The following is an 11,880-nucleotide window of genomic DNA, read 5'->3' on the forward strand; positions in this document are numbered from 1 at the left end:
TTTATTCGAAAGTTTCGAATAACTGTCTTTTGCTAGAGCTCTTTGCCTGAGAACACTTTTCCCTGCTGCCATTGCGCCGGCTCGCGTCCATCAGAACAACGACCCCTGCACGGGCAACGCAGTGGATGGTTCTGTTGCTGGCTTGGCGGGTGCCGCCTGCTGCTCCCCACCCAGCCGCCACGCCAGGCCCGAGATCCGCGCGGCGTGCCGTGCGAGCGCTGCGCGCAGCACTGCCTCGCTGCCGGCCAGGTGCAGGGCACGGCGGGCGCGGGTGATGCCGGTGTAGAGCAGTTCGCGGCTGAGCACGCGGGCGTCGCGGGTGGGCAGTTGCAGCCAGACGGTGTCGAATTCGCTGCCCTGGGCTTTATGCACGGTCATGGCGAAAGCGCTTTCGTGGGCGGGCAAGGCGGCGGGGTGGAAGCCGCGCACCTGGCCGTCACCGTCGCCTTCGAACCAGGCGACCAACGGGCCTTGGGCACGGCTGTCGGTGGGTGGGTCGTGGCGGTGCGCGGTGGCGCCGGGCTGGCTTGGCCCTGACGACGGCGGTGCGTCGCTGCGCCCCGAGAAGGGACTTGCTTCGCTGCGCAGGCAGATGCCGACGTCGCCGTTGAACAGGCCGTGGCGGTAGCTGTTTTCGGTGATCAGCAGCAGGCGGCCCTGGAACCAGGGTGAGGCGCTGCCGAGGCGGCGGGCGCCGGAGCCGGATTCGGCCAGCAGTTGTTCGATGCGGGCGTTGAGGCCGCGGGCGCCCTGCGGGCCGGCGCGCACGGCGGTGAGCAGGCGCAGGCGGCCAGCCTCACGCAAGGCGGCGGCGGGGTCGTGTGCGTCGGCCAGGGCGCGCCAGTGGGCAAGCAGTGCGTCGCGGCCGAGTGCAAGCGGGTCTTCGCCGTCTTCGTGGAAATGCACGCCGTCCAGGGTCCCGCTACGCAGCAGGGCCAGGGCGGTGTCGGCGTCGCCGGCGCGCACGGCGTCGGCCAGCGGGGCGAGGGCGAAGTCCTCTGCCTGCCGGTAACCGCGCAGCAGGTGCACGCGGTGGCCGGCAAGACCGCCGCTGTGGGTGGTGGCCGGCGTGGCCGCTTTGGGTGTGACGTCACCAGGCGGGTTGCCGAGCAGTGGCTGCAGCGCCTGGGCATCGTCGGGCTGCAGGCCATCGCCGGGGCCGGCGGCCTGCAGGATGGCGGCGAGCACATCGCCGGCCTCCACCGAGGGCAGCTGGTCGGCGTCGCCGAGCAGGATGAGCTGGGTGCCATCGGCCACGGCGTCGACCAGCTTGCACATCAGCGGCAGGTCGACCATGGAGGCCTCGTCGACCACGATCAGGTCGAACGGCAGCGGGTTGTCGGCGTCGTGGCGGAAGTGCGGCGAATCCGGGATGACGCCGAGCAGGCGATGCAGGGTGCTGGCACCAGTGGGCAGGGCGTCGGCCAGGGTGGGGTCGACGCCGCTGGCGATGGCACGCGCCACGGCGCCGCGCAGGCTCTCGGCCATGCGCTCGGCGGCGCGTCCGGTGGGCGCGGCCAGCGCGATGCGCAAGGGTGCGGCGGCGTGGGTGGCAGGTGCGCTTGGTGGTGGTGCGCCGGCACCCGTTGGGGCGGGCTGCTGCGTGGCTTCACCGGCAGATGTGTTGCCGACGCCGGCCGCAGTAGCCACGCCGGAGTGCCCGGCGTGCAGCGCCTGGGCGATTCGCAGCAACAACAGCCGGGCGATGGTGGTGGTCTTGCCGGTGCCGGGCCCGCCGGTGACCAGCAGCAGCGCGCGGCGCAGTGCGAGCGCGGCGGCCTGGGCCTGGCGGTCGGTGGAGGGCGCAGGCGGCTGCGCGCTCTCCTGGTCGAACGATGGCGCGGGCAGGCCCGTGCCCTCACCCGCGCGTCGGGCACCCTCTTCCGAAGAGAGCGGGGACGCTTGGGGGAACAATTGCGCGAACAGCGGCGCCAGCGCGGCCGCGTCGAAGGCCGGCTGCGGGTGGGCGGCGATGCGGCGCAGGCCCTGGGCCAGGCGGCGTTCGTACTCGCGGTAGCGGCGCAGGTAGAGCAGGCCGTGTTCGAGCACCAGCGGGCAGTCTGCCGCGGCTGGCTCGTCCGGCGTGGGCTCGGCCACCCAGCGTGAGGCGGCCAGGGTGCGTTGCCAGTCGGCCGGGGTGGGCAGCGTGGGCGGCGGGCCGTCGCGGGGGTCGAGCAGCACGCTGGCGCGCGCCGGGTCCAGGCCGGCATGGCCGCTGGCCACCGCGAGCGAGGCCAGCGCGGCGGCGCCCAACACGTCGCCGTGGGTGTCGGGTTCCAGCCGCTGCAGGCTTTGCGCCAGCGCCAGGTCGATGGTACGCAGGCTGCCGGCGCGTTGCAGGGCGTCGAGCAGGGAGGTGGGTTGGGTCATGGTGCAGTGCCTCCCGAGGTCGACGTGCGCTCGCCGTTTTCCTCACTCGGCACCTGCGCACGCGCGTGACCGCGTAGCCGCTCCCATGCAAGCACGTCGTGGGGTGCACGCGGGGCCTGCTCGCCACGGTCAAAGAGGAAATCCGGCGCAGCACGGGAGAGGAATGACGCCTGGTCGGTCATGGTGCTGTCCATTCCAAAAGCAGACGTGCCTTCTGCCCAGCGCTCGTTCCGCTCCGCTGCACGCGCTACCACGTGGCGGTAACAGGCAAGCCCACCGTGGCGCTTACGCGCTGCCTGCTCGCCCCGAGGGGAGAGGAGATCCGGCGCCGCGCTGTAGAGGAACGAAGCCTGGTTGATCATGGTGCGGTCCTTCCCGGCGCGGACGTGCCCTCATCCCGATAAGTCGCCCGGTTGGCCGAAGGCGCTGATGCGTCCGAAGCCTCTGGCGTGCCGGCGAACAGGGCATCCAGGGCGGTGACCAGGGCGGGGTCGAAGCGCCAGGCATGGATGCCGGGCGCGGGCAGGCCGTCGGCCGCCGGGCGGGCGGCGTCCAGGCCGCGGCAGAACAGGTAGCGCACGCCGCCGAAGTCACGGGCGTAGTCGTAGCCGGCGCCCAGGCGGAAGCGCAGCCAGCGGTGCAAGGCAATGGTGTAGATCAGCGCCTGCAGCTCGTACTCGCTGTGCGCCATGGCCCGCGCCAGGGCGTCGGGGTCGTAGGCCGGCAGGCGGTTGGATTTGTAGTCGAGCACGTACCAGCGCCCGTCCGCGCAGTAGGTGAGGTCGATCAGGCCGGTCATCAGGCCTTCCAGGCGCTGGCGCGCGCCGAAGGCCTGGCGCTCGGTGACCACGCCAAAGCGGTGCAGCAACGCCAGCAGGGAGTCCACGCGGGTGGGCCGCATGGCGAAGTGGAATTCCATCTCGTTGCGGCGCTGCGGCTCGGGCACCGCGGCCAGGCAGGTGCCCTCGGGCAGGGTCACGGTGAGGGTGTGGCCGACCAGGCGGGTGAGCATGGCCAGGCCGTCGTCCAGTTCGTCCTGGCCGTAGCCGCCGCGTTGCAGCGCTTCGAGAATGGCCGCGGCCTGGCCCTCGGGCGCGGGCTGGCCGGGGCGCCAGTTGCGCCAGGCGGCGAAGTCGCAGCGTTCGAACACATCGTGCATGGCCACGCCGAAGCGGTTGCCGGCAAAGCGGGGGTCGAACGCCTCCACTTCGGCGGGCGCGCTCACCGGCTCGCTGGCCGGCGGTTCGTCGCTGCCGCCGCTGCTGGCGAGCGTGGCGCTGGCCATCGGGTCGCTACCGGCGTCGGCATTGGCCAGCTGGGTGAAGCTGTAGACCCACCAGTCCGGCACCACGTGGCGCTGCGCCACGCGCGCGGCGGGCACCTGCACCGCGTCGTCGGCGGGCAGGCGCGGCAGCGTGGCCGGCGGCGCGGTGTCGTCGAGGGCGATCACCCCTGCACCGGCGCTGGCCTGCAGTGCGGCCGGGTCGCGCAGCATCGGCGCCAGCGCGGTGCGCTCGTGCTGGTGGAAGGCACCGGTGGCGATCCACAGCGCGTGCTCGGCGCGGGTCAGGCCGACGTAGAGCAGGCGTGCGTCTTCGGCACGCTGTTCCTGCTTCCACGCCGTCTCGGCGGTGCTCCAGCTGGCGGTGTCGTCGGCGCTCCATTTGGAGGTGTTCCAGTGCAGCTGGCGGCCATGCGGCGGCGCGTGCACCACGCAATGGCGGCCCGGGCTTTTATCGGCACGGCCGATACCGATGTACGGCAGGAACACCAAGGGGTATTCCAGGCCCTTGCTCTTGTGCAGGGTGACGATCTGCACGCGGCGCGCGTCCGATTCCAGCCGCAGCTGCTGGGTTTCGTCGTTGTCGTCGGCATTGGCGATGCGGCGTGCCAGCCAGTCGACCAGGCCGTGCGGGCCGAGCGCGCGGGTGTCGGCTTCCTGCAGCAGCTCGGCCAGTTGCAGGTAGTTGGTGAGGCGGCGTTCGCCATCGACCAGGGCCAGCAGGCGTTGCCCATGCGTGGCCCCCAGATCGCCGACCAGGGCCAACGGGCCGCCGCGCTGCCAGCGTTCGCGCCAGTCCAGCGCCTGCTGCTGCCAGCGGCGATGACGCTCGCCGTCGTGTTCGAGGGCGGCAATGGCGGCGGCGTCTTCGCCGATCAGCACGGTGGCGAGCGCGGCGCGCAGGCGGCTGTCGTCGCCCGGGTCGAGCAGGGCCTGCAGCAAGGCGAGCAGTTCCAGTGCTTCGTCGGTGGCGAACAGGCTCTGCTTGCCGGCGGCCACCGCAGGAATGCCCACAGCGCCCAGCGCTTGCTGGATGCGCGTGGCCTCGCCGTGGCTGCGCACCAGCACCGCGATGTCGCCGGCCTGCACCGGGCGGCCGTTGACGCTGGCGCTGCCGTCGCGGCCACCGGCCAGCCAGCCGCGGATGGCGGCCACGCAGGCGGCGGTGCACAGCTCGCGCGCGCGGCCGGCGCTCCAGGGTTTGGGTTTGCCTTTTGCCGGCGGCGGCGGCGCAGGTGCGCGCCACAGCGTGAGCGCCGGGGCGGCGGTGCCATCGCGCTGCAGATCGGCATCGCTGCGTTTGGTGCCCGGCTGCACTGGATGAAACGCGATGCCCTCGGTGAGGAAGGCCTCGGCATAGCCGGCCTGCGCGTACAGCGCGTCGATGGCCGCCAGCACGCCGGGGCGCGAGCGGAAGTTGTGCTCCAGCGGCGGCGCGCGTTGTGCGGTGGTGGCCGCGGCCAGATAGGTCTGCACGTCGCCACCGCGGAAGCCGTAGATGGCCTGCTTGGGGTCGCCGATCAAGGCGAGCAGGCGCGGCGGCGGGGTGCCGGCAGCGTTGTCGAAATCCGCATCATCGTCCGGCGCGAATGCCTCGCCCGCTGCGGCCTGCTCAGGCCCGAACACGCGCGAGAAGATCTGCAACTGGCGGTCGTCGGTGTCCTGGAATTCGTCCACCAGCGCAATGGCGTATTGCGCGCGCAGCCGCTGCACCAGCGCCTCGGCCTGCGGGCCCTGCAATGCGCGAGCGACGCCATCGACCAGGTCGTCGTAGGTCTGCACGCGGCGCTGGCGCTTGCGCTGCGCCAGCTGCAGCACGGCATCGTCGCGCAGCGCATGCAGCAGGCGGATGCGGCGCTGCCCTTCCCACTGGCGCACCAGTGCATCGGCCTGTTGCCACACGGCGAGCGCGTCGAACAGCGGCGAGCACGGCACGCGGTCGTGCGCGCCGTCCTTGCAGAATTCGCGCAGCCGCTGCGGCAGCAACTTGTCCAGATGGCCGCCGTCGTCCAGCACCCAATGTGCCTCGGCACTGCCCTGCCACAGTTGCTCGAAGGCCTTGTCGAAACTGGGGCGGCGCGCGCGGCGGCCATCGAAGATCTTGTGCTCGAACGCGGCGGCCACTGCGTCGTAGGCGGCATCGCCATGCGCACGCAATGCGGCCACCACGGCCTGTGCGGCGGCCTGGCGCGCGGGCTGCGGGTCCGGCGTTGGCGCGGCGGCAGCGGGCAGCAGTTCGGGCTGCTGCACCAGCGCGCGCAGGTCGCTGGCCAGGGCGGTGGGGCCGGCCGGCCACAGCGCCACCAGATCGTCGGCCATGGCGGCATCGGCAGCGCGCTGCCGCCACAGGTCGGCGGCCACCTCGCCGAGCAGCTCGCGGTCGTTGGCCAGCAGTTGCGGCGCGGCGAAGGCCTGGCCGCTTTCCAGCGCGTGTTCGCGCAGCACGCGCGCGCAGAAGCCGTGGATGGTGAAGATGGCCGCCAGGTCGATTTCTTCCGCCGCCTGCTGCAGGCGGCGGCGTAGCGCGGTGGGAGTTTCGGTGCCGGTGGCCAGGTGTGCGGCGAGGAGGGCGCGGGTGAGGACGGCGTCGGGTGCGTCTTGTGCGTGTGGCTGCGGGGGTGTCTGCGCTGGCGGGTGCGATGGGTGGTCGGCAGGCGCGGGGGCGGTCGCGGGCGGGGCCATGTTGATCGCAGGCGATGGCGCATCGCTCGCCTGGGTCTGGGAAGGTTCGGTCGCGGCCAAGGCCGCTCCTACACCAGCTGATGAGGCGTCGGGCAGCAGCGTTGTCTGCGGTTCGGTTGCGGCCGCGCCTGCGCGGGCGTCGGGGACCAGGGTGGCGGCCAGGGCCAGGCGCTCGCGGATACGGCGGCGCAGCTCCTGGGTGGCGGCTTCAGTAAAGGTCACCGCCAGGATCTGGCCGATGCGCAGCTGCCGCTCCACCACCAGCCGCGTAAACAGCGTGGCCAGAGTGAAGGTCTTGCCGGTGCCGGCGCTGGCCTCGATCAGGCGCACGCCGTGCAGCGGCAGGTGCAGGTACGGGTCGGTCACGGGGCTGTTGCTCATTCGGCGTCGTCCTGCGCGCCACGCCACTGGCGCCAACTCTCGATCACGCGCGCGGGATCCAGCGGTTCCGGCGCGCTGCCGTGTTCGAGCAGCGCGAACAGCTGATGGCTGGTGCGGGCGAAGTCAACGAACTGCTGCGCATCACCGAACGGGTCGCGGCCACGGGTGACCAGGCGCAGCTCCGGGCTGTGCGATTCGCTCCAGCCGAAACTCGATTGCCACTGGCCGTGCGCGTCCTTGATGGCCTTGTCCCATTCGTCGTTGCGGGCGGCCTGGTGGTATTTCCAGCTGCTGTACGGCGCGAACGCCAGCGGCGTCTGCAGGCCGTGCCGGTACAGCTGCAGCAACTCGCCCAGGGCCGCGCGTGCCTGCGTCTGCGATAGCGGCTCGGGGTCGATGGGATGCGGGCCCAGGCTGTCGTCGTGCTCGAAGAAGCGCACGAACGGCACGCGCTCGCCGGCCGCGCGCAGCAGCAGCCATTCCAGGCCGTCGCGAATCGCGCTGCGGCCGCTGAGCGCGCCCACCTGCACGCGCCCTACCCCGTTCGCATACCACCCGGGCACGCGGCCGTGCACGTTGGTACCGTCGATCTCCACCTGCAGCCGCTGCGACTGCGCCGGTGCCTCGCCACGCCATTGCCGAAACACATCGGCATACGGGCGCAGCTGACGCAGGCGCTCATCGAGCTGGCGGCGCCCGAGCGGGCCCGATGGCAGCAGTGCGCGCGCACGCAGGCGCTCGTACAGGCCGTCGGCATCGCCAGCCAAGGCGGCTTCGAACACCTGCTGCTGCAGGCCGTACTGCTCCAGCCCGCGGGTGGGTGCCAGCAGCGGCTCCAGGTCGCTGTCTTCGCCGGCCGGGTCCGGCAGCCGCATGCCCAGGCGATGGCGCAGGAACTGCCCGGCCGGGTCGGCGAACAGGCGGCGCAGGTCGTCGATCGACACACTGGCCGGCAACGTGCTGGCATCGGCCGGCAACGCACCGGCCACCCACGGCGCCAGCGGCTGGCGTTGCCCGGCCAGGCTGTCCACCGCTGGCCGCCATTGCCGCCGGTAGCTGAAACGGCGCGGGTCGGCCCCGTCTTCGCCCACCGCACCAAACGCGGCGGCAGCGAACGGCTGCAACGGGTGGCGCACCACCAGCGCATCGATCGCGCCTGGATCGGCGTGGTACTGCGCGGCGCTGCCCAACAGCTCGCTCACCAGCACCGAGGGTTCGCGCACCGTCCCGTCGCGCGCATCGGCACCGAGATAGCTGAGATAGAACACCTCCTGCGCGGAGGCGAACAACTGCAGGAACAAAAAGCGGTCGTCCTCGCGCGTTGAACGATCGCCATGGCGGCGGCGCTCGGTGCCCAGCTCGGCGGTGAGGCGATTGAGCCCGGCAGCCGGGTCGCGGCGCGGGAAGTCGCCATCGTTCATGCCCAGCAGGCAGATGGCGCGGAACGGCAGCAGGCGCATCGGCACCATGCGACCGAAGCTGATGCCGCCGGTGAGCAGCGGCGCGCGCGTGTCCGACTCGCCCAGCACGGCGGCAAAGTGCGCACGCACCACCTCGGCTGGTACTTTGCCGGCGTACTCGGCACGCACCGCGTCGCGGGCGAACTGGTCGATCAAGGTGCGCAACCGCTCCAGCGCGCGCTGCGCCCGCGGTGCCGAGGGCGCTTTTGGAATCAGCGCCTCCAGCAGGCCGAGCAGGCATTCGCGCCACTGCACCGGCGTCATCGCCTCGGCCAGCGCGGCCTGGTGGCGATCGAGCACGCGCAGCAGCCGCAACAAGGTGTCCAGCGCGGCCAGCGCGCTGCCTTCCAGCTGCGGCCAGGGCGCCACGCCGTCGATGTCGTCCTCGGCACCGCTGGCGTGGCCGAGCAGCAGGCGGTCCAGCGCAAAGCGCCAGGTGTAGGCATCGTCGCCAGGCGCCTGGTGCTGGCGCCGATGCACCGCATCCAGCCCCCAGCGCGCGCCGGCGCCATGCAACCAGCCGCGCAGGCGCTCCAGCCCGGCTTCGTCCAAGCCGGCGGCCTCGGCGATCGGCGCACTGGCCAGCAGGTCCAGGATCTCGTGCAGGCCAAAGCGCGAAATCGGCAGGCCCAGCAAGGTGAGGAACACATCGGCCAACGGCTCGCTGGCCAGCGGGCTGGCGTCGGCCAGTGCGTACGGCAGGCCGTCGTCGCTGCCGTGGCCACCGAACACCGCGTCCAGATACGGCACGTACGGGTCGATGTCCGGCGACAGCACCGCGATCTCGCGCGGCTGCAGCGGCGGGTCGAAGCGCGCATCGTCCAGCAAGGCGCGCAGTTGGTCGTGCAGCACCTGCAGCTCGCGCAATCGCGTGTGGCAGGCGTGCACCTGCAGGCTGGGGTCGTGCAGGTTCACCGCCGGCAACACGGGCGGCATGGCCGGGGCGTGGCGATGGAACAGGTCGCTCTGCATGCGCCGCAGCAGGCTGTCGCCCAGGCCACCCTCGGCCAGCGTGCGGCGGCCGGCGTCCAGCGGGTCGGCGTAGGCGGCGATCTCGGCCAGCGGGTGCACCACTTCGTAATCGCCGACCAATGCCATGAAGTCGCGCCCGGCCGCGCCCCAGGCCTGCAGCAACGGGTTTTCCTGCACCTGCTCGGCGAACAGCGCCACCGCCCCGCCCTCGCGGCGGCGCTGCCACAGCGTCTGCAGATCGCCCCAATAGCCTTGCGTGGGCGTGGGCAGATAGAAATGCAGCGTGCCCACCCGCGCCTGCGTGGCCAGCACGCGCAGCACGTCCGGGGACACATTGAGGATGGCGAAGGCGAACAGCCGCTTCGGCAAGCCCTGCGGCAGCGGGCCGTCCGGGCGCGCGTAACGGTCCAGATACTGGCCGATGCGGCGCGCACGGTATTGCCGCCCGCCAGCGATGCTGCGCCACAGCCGCGCCTGCGGGTCGTCCGCGTCGGCGCCGCTTTCCCAGCGCAGCAACCAGTCGCGCCGCCAGGCCTGGTATTTCTCGAACACGCTGCCCAGCTCGCCGGCCAGCGCCCACGGCTTGAGCGCATCGCCATCGGCCAGATACCCGGCCAGCGGCGCCAATGCCGCGTCGCTGCCCAGCTCGCCTTGCAGGGTCTGGTACAGGCGCCACTGCGTGGTGGCCATATCCAGGTCGTCGTCGGCCGGGCCGAGATTGCGTTCCAGCGCGCGCGCGACGAATTCGCCCGGCGTGAGGAATTCCAGATTCGCCGCCACCCCGTGCTCGGCCGCCAGCGTGGACTGCAACCAGCGCCGCATCGCCACCTGCGGAATCAGCACCACCTCCGGCTGCAACACCGGTTGTTCCGGCACCGGCCGGCGCAGTTCTTCGGCGAGCAAGGCGGCCAGGGTATCCAGCGCATTGGACGGGTACAGACGGAAATCGGGCGCGGACATCATCCCCTCATGATGCCGTAGCGATGCAGCAACGAGCGAGCGCCGGTTGCACTGCGGCATGCAGTGTTGCGCGCACGGCGTGATCTGCTGGGGCGGCGGACAGCTTCGCAATGCGACAATACTGCACGCACCGGTTCGGTTATGTTCAGCCGTGTGACGGTTACTCTATCGCGTTGGAATTCTGTTAAAGGCTGCAATGACGGCGTCCGAATCCCCTGTCGTGCAATTGTCCGGTGTCCGCATCGATCGCGGCGGACGCGCGATCCTGCGCGATGTGTCGCTGGATGTCCCACGCGGCAGCATCACGGCCGTGCTCGGTCCCTCCGGCAGCGGCAAGTCCACCTTGCTGGCGGCACTGACTGGCGAATTGCGCCCGGTAGCCGGCCGCGTGACCTTGTTCGGCCAGGAGATTCCGCGCGGTAGCCGGGCGCTGCTGGAAATGCGCCGCAATGTTGGCGTGCTGCTGCAGGGCAATGGCCTGTTGACCGACCTGAGCGTGGCCGACAACGTCGCGCTGCCGCTGCGCACGCATACCCGCCTGCCGGCGCCGGTGCTGCAGCGCCTGGTGCAGATGAAGCTGCATGCGGTGGGCCTGCTGGCCGCCGCCGATGCCTGGCCGCGCGAATTGTCCGGCGGCATGGCGCGGCGTGTGGCACTGGCGCGCGCGCTGGCGCTGGACCCGCCGCTGATGATTTACGACGAGCCGCTAACCGGGCTAGACCCGATCGCCTCGGGCGTGATCATGAGCCTGATCCAGCGCCTCAACGACAGCCTGGGCCTGACCAGCATCATCGTCAGCCACCACGTGCACGAGACGCTGCCGATCTGCGACCAAGCCGTGGTGATCGCCAATGGCGGCATCGTGTTCGCCGGCACCCCCGAGCAGCTGCAGGACAGCACCGACCCGCTGGTGCAGCAGTTCCTGCATGGCCAACCGGACGGCCCGATCCCGTTCGATGCGGCGCCGCGCCGCGACCGGAGTGCTGCCTGATGGCCATTGCCGAATCGATCCGTGCTTTCGGCCGCGCCGGGCTGTTCTCGCTGACCGTGCTGCGCGGCTCGCTGCCCACGCGCGATTTCATTGCCGAGCTGGTGCGCGAGATCTACAAGGTCGGCGCGCGCTCGCTGCCGATCATCGCCGTGGGTGGCGCCTTCGTCGGCCTGGTGCTGACGCTGCAGGGCTACCGCACGCTCACCACCTATGGCGCCTCCGATGCGCTGTCCACCTTGCTTGGCCTGTCGCTGTACCGCGAGCTGGCGCCGGTGCTCACCGCGTTGTTGTTCATCGGCCGCGCCGGCAGTTCGATCGCCGCCGAGCTCGGCCTGATGCGCGCCACCGACCAGATCAAGGCGCTGGAGCTGATGGCCATCGACCCGGTGGCCAAGGCGGTGGCGCCGCGCTTCTGGGCGGCGGTGCTCACCGTGCCGCTACTGACCGGCGTGTTCTGCTCGCTGGCCATCACCGGCGGCTATTTCGAAGCCGTCCACGTGCTGGGCATCGACAACGGCACCTTCTGGTCGGGGCTGAGCAACAGCGTGGATTTCTGGGACGACTTCGGCGTGGCGATGCTCAAGTCGGCGATCTTCGGCGGTACTGCTGCGCTGGTGGCCGCCTACGTGGGCTTCCATGCCGAGCCCACCATCGAAGGCACCTCGATCGCCACTACGCGCGCGGTGGTCAACGCCTCGCTGCTGGTGCTGATGTTCAATTTCGTGCTGTCGGCCATGTTGTTCCGATGATCTGTCCCTTTTCTCGCACCCGCCCGCAGCCTG

At 71.3% G+C, this 11,880-nt stretch carries 6 protein-coding genes; 2 read left to right on the forward strand and 4 right to left on the reverse strand.

Annotated features, from left to right (window positions below):
* Positions 1-90: 90 nt before the first annotated feature.
* From recD to recC, 4 genes are read right to left on the reverse strand one after another with little or no spacing between them, the layout of a single operon-like run.
* Complete coding sequence (gene recD / locus ACCQ01_RS22485) at positions 91-2,370, reverse strand: exodeoxyribonuclease V subunit alpha (RefSeq protein ID WP_228434128.1); 2,280 nt, start codon at positions 2,368-2,370, stop codon at positions 91-93.
* Complete coding sequence (locus ACCQ01_RS22490) at positions 2,367-2,732, reverse strand: hypothetical protein (protein WP_228434129.1); 366 nt, start codon at positions 2,730-2,732, stop codon at positions 2,367-2,369. Before ACCQ01_RS22490 ends, recD begins: the two co-directional genes overlap by 4 nt.
* A complete protein-coding gene (recB, locus tag ACCQ01_RS22495; RefSeq protein ID WP_228434130.1) occupies positions 2,729-6,715 on the reverse strand; it encodes an exodeoxyribonuclease V subunit beta in 3,987 nt (1,328 codons plus the stop codon). Before recB ends, ACCQ01_RS22490 begins: the two co-directional genes overlap by 4 nt.
* Entirely contained in the window at positions 6,712-10,110 is a 3,399-nt protein-coding gene (gene recC / locus ACCQ01_RS22500; RefSeq protein ID WP_228434131.1) for an exodeoxyribonuclease V subunit gamma, read from the reverse strand. Before recC ends, recB begins: the two co-directional genes overlap by 4 nt.
* 193 nt (positions 10,111-10,303) lie before the next feature.
* Between recC and ACCQ01_RS22505 the strand changes: the two genes are divergently transcribed.
* Positions 10,304-11,098 (forward strand): ABC transporter ATP-binding protein, encoded by a 795-nt coding sequence (locus tag ACCQ01_RS22505; RefSeq protein ID WP_042595386.1) that lies wholly within the window; start codon positions 10,304-10,306, stop codon positions 11,096-11,098.
* Positions 11,098-11,847 carry an MlaE family lipid ABC transporter permease subunit gene (locus ACCQ01_RS22510; protein ID WP_012439718.1) on the forward strand — a complete coding sequence of 250 codons (750 nt, stop codon included), beginning with the start codon at positions 11,098-11,100 and terminating at the stop codon, positions 11,845-11,847. The genes ACCQ01_RS22505 and ACCQ01_RS22510 overlap by 1 nt, the downstream gene beginning before the upstream one ends.
* The last annotated feature ends 33 nt before the right edge of the window (positions 11,848-11,880 follow it).

Origin of the sequence: Xanthomonas sp. NCPPB 4037, assembly GCF_041475695.2 — a bacterium.
GTDB classification, from domain to species: domain Bacteria; phylum Pseudomonadota; class Gammaproteobacteria; order Xanthomonadales; family Xanthomonadaceae; genus Xanthomonas; species Xanthomonas campestris.